Source organism: Hymenobacter jejuensis (assembly GCF_006337165.1).
Taxonomy (GTDB): domain Bacteria; phylum Bacteroidota; class Bacteroidia; order Cytophagales; family Hymenobacteraceae; genus Hymenobacter; species Hymenobacter jejuensis.
Genome location: NZ_CP040896.1, coordinates 1,252,312 through 1,268,816, shown reverse-complemented (window position 1 = coordinate 1,268,816; position 16,505 = coordinate 1,252,312). Strand labels below are relative to the sequence as shown.

Annotated in this window: 13 protein-coding genes and 1 other RNA gene; 5 read left to right on the top strand and 9 right to left on the bottom strand. The window is 53.5% G+C overall.

Translation table 11 applies throughout. The annotated features are described in order from the left end of the window. Positions 1-949 precede the first annotated feature (949 nt). Positions 950-1,405: a DUF2141 domain-containing protein gene (locus tag FHG12_RS05010; protein ID WP_139514684.1), complete on the top strand. Its 456-nt coding sequence runs from the start codon at positions 950-952 to the stop codon at positions 1,403-1,405. Positions 1,406-1,632: 227 nt separating this feature from the next. Here FHG12_RS05010 and FHG12_RS05005 read toward each other — a convergent pair whose 3' ends face one another. The 4 genes from FHG12_RS05005 to FHG12_RS04990 form a co-directional block, all read right to left on the bottom strand. Then, positions 1,633-1,944, bottom strand: a complete 312-nt coding sequence (locus FHG12_RS05005) for a DUF3817 domain-containing protein (protein WP_139514683.1) — start codon at positions 1,942-1,944, stop codon at positions 1,633-1,635. Between the two features lie 174 nt (positions 1,945-2,118). Then, positions 2,119-3,384 (bottom strand): NADP-dependent isocitrate dehydrogenase, encoded by a 1,266-nt coding sequence (icd, locus tag FHG12_RS05000; protein ID WP_139514682.1) that lies wholly within the window; start codon positions 3,382-3,384, stop codon positions 2,119-2,121. A 155-nt stretch (positions 3,385-3,539) separates the two neighbouring features. After that, the gene (locus FHG12_RS04995; RefSeq protein WP_230471295.1) at positions 3,540-6,587 is read right to left on the bottom strand and encodes a M16 family metallopeptidase; all 3,048 of its coding nucleotides are present in this window, start codon (positions 6,585-6,587) and stop codon (positions 3,540-3,542) included. 386 nt (positions 6,588-6,973) lie between these two features. Beyond that, on the bottom strand, positions 6,974-8,965 hold the full coding sequence (locus FHG12_RS04990; RefSeq protein WP_139514681.1) for a DNA polymerase III subunit gamma/tau: 1,992 nt from the start codon (positions 8,963-8,965) through the stop codon (positions 6,974-6,976). A 136-nt stretch (positions 8,966-9,101) separates the two neighbouring features. Here FHG12_RS04990 and ssrA point away from each other — a divergent pair. Together ssrA and FHG12_RS21065 are read left to right on the top strand one after the other, a co-directional pair. Further along, positions 9,102-9,472, top strand: a transfer-messenger RNA (tmRNA) gene (gene ssrA / locus FHG12_RS04985). 369 nt (positions 9,473-9,841) lie between these two features. Further along, on the top strand, positions 9,842-10,393 hold the full coding sequence (locus FHG12_RS21065; protein ID WP_196240457.1) for a hypothetical protein: 552 nt from the start codon (positions 9,842-9,844) through the stop codon (positions 10,391-10,393). An 87-nt stretch (positions 10,394-10,480) separates the two neighbouring features. On the opposite strand, the gene FHG12_RS04975 is transcribed toward FHG12_RS21065, so the two are convergent. The 5 genes from FHG12_RS04975 to FHG12_RS04955 form a co-directional block, all read right to left on the bottom strand. Continuing rightward, a complete protein-coding gene (locus FHG12_RS04975; RefSeq protein WP_139514680.1) occupies positions 10,481-10,834 on the bottom strand; it encodes a hypothetical protein in 354 nt (117 codons plus the stop codon). Positions 10,835-10,884: 50 nt separating this feature from the next. Continuing rightward, a complete protein-coding gene (uvsE, locus tag FHG12_RS04970; protein WP_139514679.1) occupies positions 10,885-11,793 on the bottom strand; it encodes a UV DNA damage repair endonuclease UvsE in 909 nt (302 codons plus the stop codon). Between the two features lie 137 nt (positions 11,794-11,930). After that, positions 11,931-12,602 carry a carboxypeptidase-like regulatory domain-containing protein gene (locus tag FHG12_RS04965; protein WP_165699309.1) on the bottom strand — a complete coding sequence of 224 codons (672 nt, stop codon included), beginning with the start codon at positions 12,600-12,602 and terminating at the stop codon, positions 11,931-11,933. A 113-nt stretch (positions 12,603-12,715) separates the two neighbouring features. After that, on the bottom strand, positions 12,716-13,402 hold the full coding sequence (locus FHG12_RS04960) for a hypothetical protein (protein ID WP_139514677.1): 687 nt from the start codon (positions 13,400-13,402) through the stop codon (positions 12,716-12,718). Positions 13,403-13,570: 168 nt separating this feature from the next. After that, positions 13,571-14,806: a metallophosphoesterase gene (locus FHG12_RS04955; protein ID WP_139514676.1), complete on the bottom strand. Its 1,236-nt coding sequence runs from the start codon at positions 14,804-14,806 to the stop codon at positions 13,571-13,573. Positions 14,807-14,936: 130 nt separating this feature from the next. Between FHG12_RS04955 and radC the strand changes: the two genes are divergently transcribed. Together radC and FHG12_RS04945 are read left to right on the top strand one after the other, a co-directional pair. Continuing rightward, positions 14,937-15,680: a RadC family protein gene (radC, locus tag FHG12_RS04950; protein WP_139514675.1), complete on the top strand. Its 744-nt coding sequence runs from the start codon at positions 14,937-14,939 to the stop codon at positions 15,678-15,680. 154 nt (positions 15,681-15,834) lie between these two features. Then, on the top strand, positions 15,835-16,452 hold the full coding sequence (locus FHG12_RS04945; protein WP_139514674.1) for a DUF1684 domain-containing protein: 618 nt from the start codon (positions 15,835-15,837) through the stop codon (positions 16,450-16,452). Positions 16,453-16,505 lie beyond the last annotated feature (53 nt).

Here is a 16,505-nt window from a genome sequence, read left to right as displayed (position 1 = left end):
ATAAGTAGATTTTTTTCATATGACCCAGTGATGGTGAAGTGCAGAGAAACAATACCTGGAATGGAAAAGGAACAGAAAACAAATTATCAAACAATATGACTATACCGAGCAGAGTAAAAATCTATAGGAATTTCTTCTGTGTTGCCGCATGCTTACGAAGTAGAGAAGCACATCGGTTTTAAGTACAAGAAACTTTGTGAAGAAATGTTTTAAACTAATCTGTTAGGACTTCTACAGATCGTAGGCCTGCATTTCTTTTTGCCATAGCAATATTATGTATAATATGTTGATAATAAGCTGATTGGGCAATCAAAATTTTTTGGCGCAATCCATGACCCTTGGTAACATATTTGATTAAATAAGTAAGGCTTACTATATAATTCATAAATATAAAGTTTAAAATTTTATGAGATTATTTATATTATTTCTTGATTGCTACTGTACAAATCTTGAGCATTTAACAGCGTTAACTATTTTCCCTGCTCTTGCAATATTTTTGTCTAAAATCAAGACATGTCTTGGCAAACATCTTCCCTTGACAAACATAGATTTTTTATCACCCTCAACTTGTACTATTCGTTTAATGCGCCTTTTTTGCAGCTAAACGCACAGAATCACTCGCTGAAGGAGGCAGCTAATTGTCCGAAAACGAGAGAGTTGTCTAGAATCGAGAATATCGGCTGCTTTATTACCTACATGCCGAAATAGGCTTGGCCTAACTTACTTATGCTGAGGCGCGGAGGAAATCTTTGCTCAATGAAAAGCAGGCTTGAAAACAAACGCTAGGCTGCAACTATTGTGAGGCAATTGCAGCGGCCGGAAACTAAACAGCAAATGGTTGCGTCTAGGCGGAAGACCAACAGCACGTTGGACAGCTAGCGTAAGGGGGGCTTTCTTGCGAAGGTCTTGGTTTATGCTTAGCTTGTAATCACCACTTGGCTTTTTGTCTATGATTTCTCTTCAAGTAGCTTTCTTATCCGTTGGTGCCAGCTTACTGGGGCCTTTGGCAACGCCGCACACAGCGACCCTACCCGTAGCAACCTCAGCAGTAAATGTGGTCGTCACGGATCTTCCTTCGACCAAGGCTACGTTGAAACTTTATTTCTACAACGTGAAGGAAAACTTCCTGCAGCGTGGCCGCTATACGTTGCTCAAGTACGTGAAGCCTGCCGGCCAAAAACAGATTACGCTGCCCATCGAGTTGACCAACGGCGAGTGGGCCGTCGCACTGACGCAGGATTTGAACGACAACGATTTGGTGGACAAGAACATGCTGGGCATTCCGACGGAGCCGTATGCCTTTTCCAACAATATCCGCCCCAAGTTTAGCGCCCCGGCTTTCGACGAGTGTAAGTTCACTGTGAGCGGCCCAGCCACGTTGGTCACCATTTCGATGAAGAAGTAAGTATCCCAACTACCTAAAACGCCGACGGCTCCTGCATGCAGGAGCCGTCGGCGTTTTAGGTAGTTGGCTTAGAGGCTGTTCTGAGACGCCGGTGATACGACCAAGTACAATTACTCAGCTAATGCAAACCCCCAGTAAGCATCTAATCAAAGCTGGGTATTTGCCTATTTTTATAAATGCTTGATTATTAACTTATTATGAAGATGCGGTAGTTGGGGGCAATTTGCCTATTCACGCGCATCGTTCCGGAATAAGTTCTTGTCAGCCCAAAAGGTGCCGAAGGGAATCACCGAGGCAAAAAACGCCAGCAAGGCTTTACGAAAATGCCAGCCGTACTCGATGCTGGCCTGAATCACCAACACGACGTACAGCACAAACAACAGCCCGTGCGCCATGCCCACGATGCGCACCGCTTGTGGTTGGCCCGCCAGGTATTTCAGGGGCATAGCGATTCCCAGCAGTGTCAGAAACGAAAGACCTTCCAAAAAACCAATAATGCGCAAGCGCCCAAGGGTAGTACGAAGCAAAGTGGCAAGCATAAACTGAAGCTAAATGAAGCGGCAAGTTACACTGTCTAAAGTGTTGCTTTCTGTAATTGGGTTATTGGAAGTTTATAGATGTTCTGTTGTTTTATAAGCCGCGTCAGAACTTTAAAATAAAAACCCACGCCAGCTAAAGCCAACGTGGGTTTTTATTTTGGTCTAGCCAAAGTATTACATTCTGTTGATGATCTCTTCGCCGAACTCGCTGCATTTCAGCAAAGTAGCGCCTTCCATCAAGCGCTCAAAGTCGTAGGTCACGCGCTTGGACGCGATGGCTGCTTCGAGGCCTTTGTAGATGAGGTCGGCAACTTCCTGCCAACCCAAATATTCGAACATCATGGCGCCGGACAAGATCACCGAGCCGGGGTTTACTTTGTCTTGGCCTGCATACTTGGGCGCCGTGCCGTGGGTAGCTTCGAAGATGGCGTGGCCAGTTATATAATTGATGTTGGCGCCGGGCGCGATGCCGATGCCGCCCACGATAGCTGCCAGCGCGTCGGAGATGTAGTCTCCGTTCAGGTTGAGGGTAGCTACTACCGAATACTCAGCTGGGCGAAGTAGAATTTGTTGTAAGAAGGCGTCGGCGATGCTGTCCTTAATGAGCAGCTTGCCGCCGTCGAGCGCGGCTTTCTGCTGAGCATCGGCAACGTCCTGGCCTTGTTTCGCCGCAATGCGGTCGTACTGAGCCCACGTGAACACCTTGTCGCCAAACTCGCGCTCGGCCAGTTCATAGCCCCAGGTTTTGAACGCGCCTTCCGTGAACTTCATGATGTTGCCTTTGTGCACGATGGTCACCGAAGGCTTCTTGTGCGTGATGGCATAATCGATGGCCGCGCGCACCAACCGCTCGGTGCCTTCCTTCGAAACCGGCTTGATGCCAAACGAAGACGTCTCGGGGAAGCGAATTTTCTTCACGCCCATTTCGTCCTGCAAAAATTCGAGCATTTTTTGCGCCTGCGGCGTGCCGTTCATGTACTCGATACCGGCATAAATATCTTCGGTGTTTTCACGGAAGATCACCATATCCGTCAGGTTTGGCTGCTTCACCGGCGATGGCACGCCTTCAAACCACCGCACCGGGCGCACGCACGCATATAGGTCAAGCTCTTGGCGCAGGGCCACGTTCAGCGACCGAATGCCGCCGCCCACGGGAGTCGTCAGGGGGCCTTTGATACCTACTAAGTATTCGCGGAACGCGTCCAGCGTTTCGTTTGGCAGCCAGTTGCCGGTTTGCTTAAAGGATTTCTCGCCGGCCAGCACTTCTTTCCACACCAGTTTGCGCGCGCCGCCATATGCTTTGGCCACCGCTGCGTCAAACACTTTCTGCGAAGCCGCCCAGATATCCGGACCTGTACCATCGCCCTCGATGAAAGGGATTACGGGAGTATTGGGTACCGTCAGCTTGCCGTTTTTAATGGTGATTTTCTGTTCTGCCATTGTTGAAATGTGTCAGTTGTTAGTTGACAGTTATTGGTGTTTTGGGTTGTATTAAGTAAAAGCAGGTTGTCACGTTAGGCCTTGCAAACTAATTCCGATGCGTACGGAGTATGCCAAACAAGCCAATTTGCAAGCCCTTGATTAACAAGTAGTTATTAATAGCCGAAAATCTCCTTCAGCGTAAGTTGCTGGACTTGTCCGTATTTGGCCAACTCCTTGAAATTCAAGCGGTCTTTCGAGCCAATCACCAAAATCGTCTGGCTTTGGCCTTTGATTTTGGCTTCCTGAAACTTCTTCAGGTCGTCGAAGCTCATGTTATAAGTCTTCTCGTACACGTCGCGGCGCACGTCATAATCGAGGCCCAGGCGGCGGGCACGCTCGTAGCTGAACAGAATGTCGGACTTGGTGATGCGCTCCGTAGCGATGCTGTTGCGAATGGCATTTTTAGCGATTTGCAGGTTCGCTTCAGCCACCGGCATATCGTTGAGCAGCGCTTCCATCCCGGCCATCGCCTCGGGGAGCTTGTCGCTCTGGGTGCCAATGTAGGAGAGCACATAGTTGGATCGGCCCAGCTTATCGGCGTTGGCGTACCGCGACGAAGCCGAATACGCCAGCGCCTTCGACTCGCGTAGTTCTTGGAATACAATGCTGCCCATCGAGCCTCCGAAATATTCGTTGTAAAGGCTCGCAGTGGGCACAATTTCCTTGTTGTAAATGTCGCCCTTAGTTAAAAACAGGATTTCGGCCTGCACCATGTTGTAGTCCACCCAATAGACCTTGCGGTCCTTCATGGGCTGCTCCGCAAAATCCTTATCAGCCGGCACCGGAGTGAGCTTAGCGGGTGTTTGGTGGAATTTGTTGAGTACTTGGAGCAGGTTTCCGGACGTATCGATAATACGCTTAACAATATTCCCCACTTTTTGCGTGTCAACTGGAACAGCTTCTCGTCTTGCCTGAAGTACTTCAGCAGGCCGTGGGCCATAATACAGCACGCGATGCTGATAAGAAGTCAGCTTCTTGGTGAGCGCCGTGAGGTCAGCAGGTTTTAAGGCGCGAAGCTCCTTCTCTGGCAGAATGCTGGTGAACGGATTTTTGGGGCCGTATTTGGCGTAATTCACCATCGCCTGGCTTAGGATCACCTGCTTGTTCAACTTGGCGTCTTGGCGGGCTTTTAGAATGCCCGCCACCATGTCGTTGAGCGCCTTGGCATCTGGTTTGGGGCTCGCCAGCAAGCTTTCAAACAGTTGCAAAGCCGGCTCAAAGTTGGTGTCCAGCCCGCTCAGGCTTACATACACCCGGTCTTGGCCGGAAAAAACGCCGAACGAGCAGCCCAGCTTGTAGAACTCCTGTTGCAGCTGCGCCGCTGTGTACTTGTCGGTGCCCAGATATTGCAGATAATCAGCCGCTAAGCCCAGTTTGGGATCGTTGTTCGTGCCCATATCCAGGATGTAGTACAGGTTGAACAAACCGTTTTCGGTGTTCTGACTGTAATACAGCGGTATGCCCGATTTCAGCGTGGCCTGCTGGATATCCTTCTGATAATCAACGAAAACCGGCTGCAAATCCGGCGACGGCATGCTCGTTACCTGCTTGTAAAAAGCCGAAGCAGCATCCCGATTGACCGGTACCGGCGTGATCGCAGGTTTGATGACTTTCGGCGTGCTGGTGTCTTTGCCGGTGCGCTTGTAGATGAGCGCGTAGTTGGTGCCGTAGTATTGGTTGGCAACGCGCAGCACGTCGTCCTTCGTGATTTTGGCAAAATCATCGAACTGCTTCAGGTAATCCTTCCAGTCTTCGTGGGCCACAAAAGCCGCCACAAAAGCACCGGCGCGGGCCTCGTTGCTCTCGTAGCTTTTGGTACGCTGCAGCTTCTCATTGTTGACGATGGCCGGGATAAGCCACTCGGGGAAGTCGCCTTTCTTTACCTTATCAAGCTGGGCGAGGAGCAGATCACGCACCTGCTGCAACGTCTGGCCTTGGCGCGGCATACCGTACAGGATGTGCGTCGAGTAATCGTTGTTGATGTCCGTAATCGTAGCCGCCTGCAATACCTTTTGCTGCTGGTTCAGATTTAGGTCAATCAGACCGGCCTGGCCGTTGCTCAGGATTTTATCGATCATGCGCAGCACCAGCGCATCCTGGGTGGTTGTGCCCGGGAAGCGAAAGCCAATCATCACGTTTTCGGCGTCGGGACCAACTATTTCCTTCGTGATGGGAGCCGCAATGGGATCTTCCTTCGCCACGTTAAACGTGGGCACTGGCTTGGTAGGCAGCTTACCGAAGTATTGGTCGATGATGCGGATGGTCTGGTCGTAATCCAGATCGCCGCTTAGGCAAAGTGCCACGTTATTGGGCATGTAGTACTTGCCGAAGTAGTTTTTAATTTCCGTGATCGACGGATTCTGCAAGTGCTGAATCGTGCCGATGGTCGTTTGGGTGCCGTACTCGTGCTTGCGATACAGCGTGGCGTTCATCGCCTCAAATTCCTTCGAAAAATCGCTGTCCAGCGTACGGTTTTTCTCTTCGTACACGGCTTCCAGTTCCGTATGAAACAGGCGCGGCACCATTTCGCGCAGGCGCTCCGACTGGATAGCGGCCCACTTCTCGATTTGGTTCGAAGGGATATCTTCTTGATAGACAGTCTGTTCTACCGAAGTGTAAGCGTTCGATCCTTTGGCGCCAATAGCACCCATTACCTTATCGTACTCGTTAGCGACGGCGTATTTGGCCGCCACACTCGAAATCGAGTCGATCTGGTGGTAAATGCGCTTACGCTCCGCGGCGTCCGTTTTGGTGCGATAGGTTTCGTACAGTGCCTCTATCTTGTCGAGTTCCGGCTTTTCCGCGGCCCAGTTCTGCGTGCCGAGCTGCGAAGTGCCTTTGAACACCATGTGCTCCAGATAGTGCGCTAAGCCGGTGGCGTTGTGCGGATCGTTTTTGGAGCCTGCGCGCACCGCCAAATATGTTTGGATGCGTGGTGCGTCGTCGTAATCCGACAAATACACGGTTAGGCCGTTGGCGAGGGTATAGATGCGGGCCTTAAGTGGGTCACCCTCAACGGTTTCGTATTTGTATTCTTTGACCGTCGGGGCCGGAGCCGTAACTGCCGAAGTAGTCGTTGCAGCCGGTTTGCTGGATTGGCATTGCGTGGTAAGGCCCAAAGCCGCTAAAGCCGGAAACAAAAGCAGAAAGGGTTTTTTCACGAATTTCCGGAGCAAAAAACAGGCCTGAGGGATAAGAAATCAAAGATAGGAGGCAAGCACTGGAATTAAAAACGTGATCAGGTATAGTATTGATTACTAAGTAATTACCAATTCGATCCTTTTTGCTATGAGCGTAGTGCTACAATGCCGCCCGAAGAGCAGGCAAAACCCCGCGAAAAAACGGCCTCCGCGCTCTAGCATTTTGCTTGGTACATGTTGCTGGGAAGCAGAGCTGTAGGAAGGTAAACTGCCTCCGGGCCTGCCCAGCAGACAGGCTGGTAAATCGACGTTTAGACGAGGCGCATTCTGCCCATCAAACGGCTTTCGTCCGGAACAAAGAACGACCGCCTGAAAAGTTGCGGACTCTTATTTGAGAAGATGAATCCTTAGAAATCTGCGTCGAGACCCAGGCGATTTTTCATTTCGCGGAGCATCGGAAACTTCTCAGCGAGATATTCAAACTTGTCGCTAGAGGTGTAGAGCTTGCGTTTGGTATCGGTCTGCTCGGCTACTACTACATTGATGCTTAGGCGCGGATACCCAGTGCGACGACGCAATTCACCCAAAAAGTCGATGCGCAATTCGTTGAACTGATCTACCTGAATCGGATTGTCGACGACCAGTTGAATCACATGCTGCTCGTCGGCTGCTACCGGGCGATTGAGCACCGTGTATTCGCTCATCTTGTCTTGGGCCCGTCGCTCTTCTTTCAGCTCATTCCAGACGCGCTGGAGCAATTCAGTATTTACCGGCTGCAATCCCAAGACCGGGGCGCTGGGCTCTTCCAGTTCCACTGCTTTCTTGGCGCTGGGTTGCGCTACCTGTGCCTTTAAGTCATTGAGACTCGGGAGCTTGGCTGCCAGGCCAACGGGCTTAGCCGTGGCCGACAGCGGTCGCGGAGCAGCTACTGTCAATGGCGGCAAAGTGGCCACGCCGGGCTCGTGGCCGGCCACACTCGGCCGGCCAATTTCCACATGCGGACTGGTATCGCGAAATTGATGCGACGTAACCGGCATATCGGCGGGTTCGTCCTCGATGCTGGGCGTATCGTGCATCTCCTCAATGCCACTTTCAACCGGGATCATCTCCTCCGGCGCAGCCGGCGCCGACATAGCTACCGGCGCAGAAAGGGGAGAGGGCGCAACGGGCTGAGGTGCTGCCGGGGCAACAAACTCGCTAGTGCTAACAGGTTGAACAGCTGGCGCAGCAGTAGCTACACTAGTTTTTTTTTTAGCCTCGCCGTTGCTGGCGGAGCCGTTGCTCAAGTCGCGGGCAAACTGCACAGCACCGTTGAGATAAGCCAGCTTCATGAGCGTAAGCTCAACGTGTAGGCGCTGATTTTTAGCCTGTTTGAATTCGCGGTCGCACTGACTCACGAGGTTCAGGGACGAGAGCAGAAAAGACAGCGGCGCGGCCTGAGCCTGTTGCACATAGCGCGCTTTGATGCCTTCCGATACTTCCAGCAATTGTACTGTCACTTGGTCTTTGCACACCAACAGGCCGCGCAGATGCTCGGCAGCGCCCACCACGAAGTTGTGGAGGTCGAAGCCGTTTTGCATCACCTCATCCAGTAGCATTAAGGCTGCCGAGAGGTTTTCGGTCAGGAGCGCATCAACTAGCCGGAAGTAGTACTCATAGTCCAGTACGTGCAGGTTCTGTACGACATCCTTGTAAGTCAAGTGGTGGCCGGCGAAGGTCACCATCTGGTCAAACATCGAGAGGGCATCGCGCAGACCACCGTCGGCTTTCTGGGCTACGAGGTGGAGTGCATCGTCCTCAGCCTCAACCTGTTCCTGCGTGGCCACATAGCGCAAGTGCTTGCGAATGTCCTCAACGCGAATGCGGTTAAAATCGAATATCTGGCACCGCGACAGGATCGTGGGGATGATTTTGTGGCGCTCGGTAGTTGCCAGAATGAAAATAGCATACGACGGCGGCTCTTCCAGGGTCTTCAAAAAGGCATTGAAGGCCGCGTTGGAGAGCATGTGCACTTCGTCGATGATGTAGATTTTGTAGCGGCCCGTCTGGGGGGCATAGCGCACCTGCTCTACCAACGAGCGGATATCTTCGACCGAGTTGTTGGAGGCCGCGTCCAGCTCGTGCACATTGAACGAAGCGTTCTGGTTAAAGGCCCGGCACGACTCGCACGTGTCGCAGGCTTCGGCTTCGGGGGTGAGATTCTGGCAGTTAATGGTTTTGGCCAGAATGCGCGCGCAGGTGGTTTTGCCCACGCCGCGTGGTCCGCAAAACAAGAAAGCCTGCGCCAGATGATTGCTCAGAATAGCGTTCTGCAACGTGGTGGTCACGTGCTGCTGCCCCACTACGCTGCGAAAGGTGGCGGGACGATACTTACGGGCCGAAACGACGAAATTTTCCATACTCCTTCCTGCAAAGATACCCCGAAAAGACGGTCTTTGGAAGGGAACAAATGCGGGAACAAGTAACGTTTTGTGGGTTGGATGCGTATCTTCGCACCCTGCCGGCAGTTACGCTGGCACTTGTTCTTTCTCATTTGGGGCTGACCGGAATTGACAGCTTGAGCATGTCGCGAGTAAGCGTGCCGGGAGTTGGGTAAATCTCCTGCCAAAAAGTTATCCGAACAACAACCGGCGAGTATAGCTACGCCATGGCTGCTTAGTCTAGGTACTAAGTAATGTCATCGTCCCGCATCCGTCCTCCTTTTCACGGGTGAGCACGGGGCGTCGTAAGTAAAGGGATAGTTGCGTGGGAGGTGTGACCACGCAGCGAATCTAACTGCATCTAAGGGTAAACCAAGGGCCTGATGTGCGCCTGGGATACCACGAAAATCTAAGCATAGATACGCACGTAGAAAGCTCGACGGCTTCCTTGTCTGGACCAGGGTTCGACTCCCTGCAGCTCCACTTTAAACCCCGCCTCCAAGTTGGAGGCGGGGTTTTTGTTTTTGGGCATGCGCTAATGGCTGCCTGATGAGTAAGGTGGCCGCAAGCCGGCATCGTACAATTCCTTGTCGGCCTTGGTAAAAGCAGCTTGGGTAGTACAGCTGACTAGATGCTGGACAGTAACCGCATTTTTTTATTGCTCGTGACCGCTAGAAAATTCCTGCTTGACGCGTTTTGAAGCTGGAAAATTGATTAGTTCTACTGTATAGCATTTGTCATATAATCAGCCATTTACGAACACTGCTGCCCATTTGCCCGTAAAAGGCTGACTTGTCTTTAGGACATGGTATAAGAGAATCTTATTCTACCATTTTCAGCCCAACACCAATTCTTATGAAAACTGCTTTTGCAATTGCTGCGCTACTCGCGGCGGGTATCACGTCGGCTAACGCCCAAACCACTACCACTGGAACGACTGCTGGTACCACATCGGGAACGACTGCAGGTACAACAGTAGGCACCACATCGGGCTCGACAACGTACGGCACCACCGCCGGTACAACCGGCACAACGGTAGGAACTACTACCGGCACTACATCGGGTACCATGGGAACCACCTCGGGCTCTACAAGCGGTTCGATGACTAGCGGCACTACCGCGGGTACTACCTCGTACGGCACGACCGCCGGCACTACTACCAGCGCAACCACTTCGGGCACCACGAGCGGCGCCATGACGACCGGCACAACTTCGGGCACTACAAGTGGCTCGATGACTGCAGGCACGACTAGCGGCACCACGAGCGGCACTACCTCGTATGGCACGACCAGCGGCGCTGGCGACATGACTACGAGCGGCACAACTTCGGGCCGTACGAAAACCAAGGCTACCAAAGCCAGCAAAACCACCAAAACCAAGAGAACCAGCAGCACAACCGGCATGTAGTCGGAAGCTGATTCCTAACAGCTAAAAAGGCCGCTGACACAACTTGTGTCAGCGGCCTTTTTGTGTGCAAAATGCCTGTCTAGGGTTTTAGCGCTGCTTATCCAGCTCAGCGCCTTTCTTGATGAGCAAGTCACCGATGGTACGAAGATCGGCTTGCTGGTCAGCAGGCGCCTGAAAAGCAGCCTGGTTGGTCTGGGAGCCCAGCAGGCTCAGCGACTGGCCGATAGCTCCGCCGTCGAGTTTGGATGTGGTGAGCAACGACTGCAGGTTGCCGATTTCGCGGCCTATGTCCTGCAACGCCGGTTGGCCGCTCTGCAGAAAGTCTTGCTGCCAAGCCTCGAGCATGTCCATAGCGGCGCTGAGCGGAATGCTGGTCAGGCCGTTTTTCAAAGATTTAATTGTAAGGTTTAGGCGATCGGTGGGAGCGGGTTCGTTAGCCATCAGATAGAGAAATCGAAGTAGGTGAATGGATTTGCGTAAAATACAGACAATCAAATAGTTACTGAGGAGGCTACCAGTTGTAATTCCCGCAAGATGCTCACGGCCCGGCAAGCGCTGGCTTCTTTGTCCTTGATTTCCAACATGATATCGACGTCGAGGCCATGCAGATGCGTCAGGAACTCGCGAAACAAATCTTCCTCCAAGGACGTCACGTGCTTGCCCTTGCGCTCGCCCGGCGATTGAGAGCTATAATCCATCATCAGCACGCCGTCGCGCTGGGGGTCCCAAGTGGCCGCCGCTAGCCGCAAGGCCTCCGACATGGGTTCGCCGTGGTTGAGGCACTCGTGGTGAAAATTATCGAACAAGATGGGGACGCCGATGGCCGTGTGGAGTTCCAGGCAGTCGCGCAAGCTGTAGAGGCGGTCATCGTTTTCGACCACCAGCCGCACCTTCACCGCTTCCGGTATTTGGTGATACGTTTCGATCCAACGGGCTAGGGCACTGCTTTTGTCGCCGTACACACCACCGGCATGGATCTGGAGCTTGGCCGTCGAGTCGAGACCCATTAAATCGAGCATTGAGCCCTGATAAACCAACTCGGCAATGCTCCGCTGCACAATGTCCGGATCGGGCGAGTTAAGCACTACAAACTGATCGGGGTGCAGCGAAATGCGCAGGTTTTCAGCTTTTATGTAATCGCCAATGGCGCGAAACTCGGCTGCAAAATGCGTTTGCCACGGGTATGTATTGACCGGGTGCGACCCAAATGGCACAATTCCCGAGCTAATGCGGAAAAAGCGCAGCTCGTTGGCCACGTTGTACTCCAGAATCCGTTGCAAACACGCCAAGTTGGAAGCCACGCTGCTGATCAGGCGCTCTTCGGAATAAGACGCCAGCCGAAACGTGGTAGACGAGCTACAATCCAGGGTTTCGTTGACGCAGGGATATCCAATTCTCATACCCCGAGCTTACGGCGGCGGTAAGCGAATGGTTAATAAATGCCGCAAACGGCTTGCCCAGTAAATAGAAACGCCTTTATGGCAAGTATTTGATAATCAAATGCTTGCCATAAAGACGAAGAAGCCTTGCCTTGGCGCTATTCGTAGCCGCGGTTGTCCTTGAAACTCTTGTTGTACTGTTGGCGCTCTTTGCGCTGCTGTTCGGCTTTGTCCTGAGCCTGAAGCTCTTGCAGCTTGCGGCGCTGCTTGCCTTCCTTCGAAAACTGATCGTAAATCAGGCTGACCGGGCTTTGCACGGTGGGCACGGGTGTCTTGGGCGCCGTCGAATCGACGGGGAACAGCGGCTTGGGCTTGGGTGGGCGCCGCACGGCATTGGCAGGCGGCGTGAGGCGCTTGATGTTGCGCAGCGCGCGGTTGATGGTGGCGTCGTCGGGGCGGCCGGGTTGCACCCGTACTTCGCCCAACTGAATGTTGGCGCGCTCCAGCTTCACCTGAATAATAATCTGCGAGAGCCCCGAGCCGCCCAAAGGCAAAAGCTTGGTTTTGAAGCCGATGGCTCGGAATATCAGCGTATCTGTACTGGCGGCTTGCACATTAAAATCGCCTTGATCGTCGGCGGCCGTGCCCCGACCCGTGCGCTGAATCACGACGCTGGCGCCCGCTATGGGCTTGCCATCCTGCGCGCTCGTCACGGTGCCCGTCACGCGAATCTGGGCCGAAGCCGCCCCCGAAAGCAGCAGCAAAAGCAGCAACAAGCTGGCGTGCTTGGCAAAGAAGGACAACAGGACGTGCGACGAACGAATACTCAAGGCAAGCAAATTCTACGAAGGCTGCAAGGTAGCCAACTACTGAGCCAAAAAAAGCCCGCACCGTTGCAGGTGCGGGCTGGGCAAGAACAAAAAAGCAGCCAATAAGTGCTCCCTTATTTGATTTTCGTTTTTGGGGCGTCGACAGGCTTGCTTTTCACGGTGCCGTCGTCGGCGTCCATTTTGCCTTTGTTGCCTTCGCTGTCTTTGACTTTCACGTCGCCGTCGCTTTTTACTTTCATCTTGCTGCCGTTGTCACCTTTCAGCTTGGCTTTATCGACGGACATGCTGGTAGTAGAGCCCGCATCGGAAGCGCTGCCAGAAGACGCGTCGGCGCTCATGGTCGTGCCCGAGGAGTCGGAAGAGCTCATGGCATCCGACGACGACGAGTTATCGGCATAATTCGCATCGTCGTACGTGGCGCGGTTGGTTTCATACGCCTGATACTGAGCCGGATCGGTGAAGATGGTTTTGAATTCCGAATCGGTTTCCGTGTTGGCATCGCGCATTGCGGCGGCCATGCCCGTCGTGTCGGACGTGTATTGGCTGCGCAGCTCGCTCAGGCGGCGGGCGCGGTTGTAGTACGCTGTGCGCACCCGCGATACCACGGCCGTATCCGTGATTTTCATGTCGGTGGCCATTTTCTGCGCAATGCGGTCGGCCCGATCACGATAAGCGGCGTCCGAGGTCGTGGTGGTGGTCGTGGTAGTTGTGGTCGTAGCCGTATCGGCGGGTTTATCCTGGGAGCAGGAAGCCATCGTGAGCGCCGCAGCGCTCGTCAACAGCAGCAGTGTCTTTTTCATGATAAATCGGGAAGGTGAGAGAAAAGGAAGGGGGATAGGATTTCTTCCATTAGGATTGACGCATATACGCTGAGCTCTACTGTAGGTTACTGCCCAGCCAGAACGTACGCCCACAAAAAAGCCACAACCGGCTGGCTGTGGCTTTCCAGAGTAAAAGTCCTTTTGGCGCTACGCCCGATGTAGCTCAAACACAGTGATTTCGGGCAGAAAGCCCACCCGGCCCGGGTACCCAATAAAGCCCAGCCCCACGTTGACGTACAGGTACTGTTTGCCTTTCTGATACAGGCCCGCCCATTGCTTGTACACGTATTGCACCGGGCTCCACTTGAGAAAAGGCAAATTGACGCCAAACTGCGATCCATGGGTGTGGCCCGCTAGCATCAGGTCAATATCTTGATAATCAAGTACTTGACCTTCCCAATGCGAGGGGTCGTGCGAGAGTAGAATCTTGAAAGGCGCGTCGCCGGAACTGGCGTGGGCTTTGGCTAGGTTGCCGTACTTGGGGAAATGCAGGTTATTGCCCCAGTTCTGGACGCCCAATACCGCGATTTTTTCGCCGTTGCGCTCGATGGTGTGGCTTTCGTCGAGCATGAGCTTCCACCCGATTTTGGCGTGGTTGCCGATGAGCCGCTGCAAATTGGCGGCTTTGGCCTCGCGGCTTTCCCATTGCACATAATCGGCGTAATCGTGGTTGCCGAGGATGGAATAAATCGGCAAGTCGGATTTGATGCCGGCCAGCGTGTCGATGTGCTCTTCGACTTCGTGCGCGTAGTTGTTCACCAAGTCGCCGGTCATGAAAATGAGGTCGGCTTTCTGTGCATTAATCAGATCCACAGCACGTTGCAACGGCTCTTTCGACTGAAACGAGCCCGTGTGCAAATCTGAAATCTGCAACACCCGGAAGCCGTCAAACGCCGCGGGCAGGTTGGCAAAACGCAGCTTTACGCGCTTTACTTGGTAGTCGGTGCCGCCTTTTACCATGCCCCAGAGCAGGGCCACAAACGGAATGCCGCCGAGCAGCACCGCAAACCAGCTCAGGAACGTGCTGCGCGAAATTGGTGTGCCCGTGGTGGCAACATCGGAAGGCGAAAACTGGCGTACCGCAAACCGGCCGACGCGCACCACGTCTTCCAGCAACAGCGGAACCATGGTCAGGAGCTGCGCCGCAATCATGGCCATCAGCAAGCCCCCGAAATAAGCTTTGTAGGTGGCATGCTCGCGGCGCGTCATCATGGCCCAGATGCCCAATACCCAGATACCCAAGGTGATGAGCAAATAAAGCCCGGTAGTAAGGCGCCGGCCAAAGGCCGTATCGGCGTGTATCAACATGCGAACGGCTTGCAGGCCGTACCATTCGGCCAGCACCAGAAGCACCAGCACAAAAGGAGAGAAAATGCGTGACATAGAGAAAATAAGGGTCTGGGCGCCGAAGCTGATTTCAACAGCGCTCTACGTCAGAAGTAGACGTAAGACGAGGGATTTTACTTTATTTTAGAAGTTTAGAAGAGTATTATCCTGTCAACAACAGTGCGCAATGAATTCGTTTGACATTCTGTCGGAAGAAAAATTAAACCTTACTGCTTACCAAACACCGGCCAGCTTCAGCATCAAAAGCTGGGCTGAGGAAGACCGGCCGCGCGAGAAGCTGCTGCAAAAAGGCCGCGCCGCCCTCTCCGACGCCGAACTGATGGCCATCCTCTTGGGCTCCGGCACGGCCAAACTCTCCGCCGTGGACGTCGCCAAACTGATTCTGGCCGCCGTCGATAACGATTTGAATGCGCTGGCCAAACTGTCGGTGAAGGAGCTGATGCGCCACAAAGGCATTGGCGAGGCCAAAGCCATTGCCATCGTAGCGGCCCTGGAGCTGGGGCGGCGCCGCAAAGAAGCCACGGCCGCAGCACGCACTACAATTACCTGCTCCACTGACATTTACAATCTGGTGCGCCCCAATCTGCAAGACTTGCCGCACGAAGAGTTTTGGGTGATTCTGCTCAATCGGGCCAACGTGGTGATGCGCAAGCAACCAGTAAGCACCGGCGGCGTGGCCGGCACCGTCGCCGATCCCAAGGTGATTTTCAAGCACGCGCTGGAGCAACTAGCTAGCTCTATTATTTTGGTGCACAACCACCCCAGCGGCAACCGCAACCCCAGCACCGCCGACATTGCCCTCACCCGCAAGCTCAAAGAAGCCGGTCAGTTCCTCGACCTTCCCGTGCTCGATCATTTGATTTACACCGACCACGGGTACTACAGCTTTGCCGACGCAGGTATTCTGTAAGTAATTGCAAGTCAAATGCTTATACAAATAATCTCTGTCATTCTGAGCAGAGCGAAGGACCTTATCACGCCTGCAAATACCTGTTGTTCTTTCGTGATAAGGTCCTTCGCTCTGCTCAAGATGACAACTTTGGGCGTGCTATTTTTGCGCTCATATGCGTCTGAATCCTAAACTTCTCATTGGCCTGGGGCTGCTCATTGTGGCGGGGTATTTTCTGGCCGATCTGGTCTTTGGCAGCGACCAGTATGCGGCGGGCATCGAAAAAGCCCGGCAAGCCAAAGACGATGCGTTTCGCCTGTCGGGAACCTCGCCGCTGAGCAGCACCCAGCGCGATATGTTCGACAGCCTGCGCTATTTCGCGCCTAACAAAGAGTACCGTCTCACGGCCCAGCTAGAGCCTTTTGCCCAGCGGGATACCGTGCTGATGCAACTCACCGATGGCAAAGCGGAGAAGTACCTGCGCTGGGGCCGCGCTTCGTTTGAGTGGCAGAAGCAGCCGCAGCAGCTCGTGCTGTTTCTGAAAGCCGACGGTCGCGACTCCACGCTATTTGTGCCCTTTACCGACCGCAGCAACGGCTTCGATACTTACGGCGGCGGCCGCTACCTCGACGCGCCCAAGCCTGCACCCGGCGACAAAACCATCGTGCTCGACTTCAACGAGACCTACAACCCCTACTGCGCCTACAACGACGAGTTTGCCTGCCCTGTGCCGCCGTCGGAAAACCGCCTAACCTTTGCGGTGAAGGCCGGGGAGAAGTCCTTTCATGATTAAACGATCGCTTGGAGTACCCGTTTAGGCCTCCCTCCGAATCCGTACCTTTGTCG

What these genes read in the sequence shown, in the direction of transcription:
- FHG12_RS05010 (WP_139514684.1), top strand. Translation starts at nt 950, where the DNA reads ATGATTTCTCTTCAAGTAGCTTTCTTATCCGTTGGTGCCAGCTTACTG.
- FHG12_RS05005 (WP_139514683.1), bottom strand. Translation starts at nt 1,944, where the DNA reads ATGCTTGCCACTTTGCTTCGTACTACCCTTGGGCGCTTGCGCATTATT.
- icd (WP_139514682.1), bottom strand. Translation starts at nt 3,384, where the DNA reads ATGGCAGAACAGAAAATCACCATTAAAAACGGCAAGCTGACGGTACCC.
- FHG12_RS04990 (WP_139514681.1), bottom strand. Translation starts at nt 8,965, where the DNA reads ATGGAAAATTTCGTCGTTTCGGCCCGTAAGTATCGTCCCGCCACCTTT.
- FHG12_RS21065 (WP_196240457.1), top strand. Translation starts at nt 9,842, where the DNA reads ATGAAAACTGCTTTTGCAATTGCTGCGCTACTCGCGGCGGGTATCACG.
- FHG12_RS04975 (WP_139514680.1), bottom strand. Translation starts at nt 10,834, where the DNA reads ATGGCTAACGAACCCGCTCCCACCGATCGCCTAAACCTTACAATTAAA.
- uvsE (WP_139514679.1), bottom strand. Translation starts at nt 11,793, where the DNA reads ATGAGAATTGGATATCCCTGCGTCAACGAAACCCTGGATTGTAGCTCG.
- FHG12_RS04960 (WP_139514677.1), bottom strand. Translation starts at nt 13,402, where the DNA reads ATGAAAAAGACACTGCTGCTGTTGACGAGCGCTGCGGCGCTCACGATG.
- FHG12_RS04955 (WP_139514676.1), bottom strand. Translation starts at nt 14,806, where the DNA reads ATGTCACGCATTTTCTCTCCTTTTGTGCTGGTGCTTCTGGTGCTGGCC.
- radC (WP_139514675.1), top strand. Translation starts at nt 14,937, where the DNA reads ATGAATTCGTTTGACATTCTGTCGGAAGAAAAATTAAACCTTACTGCT.
- FHG12_RS04945 (WP_139514674.1), top strand. Translation starts at nt 15,835, where the DNA reads ATGCGTCTGAATCCTAAACTTCTCATTGGCCTGGGGCTGCTCATTGTG.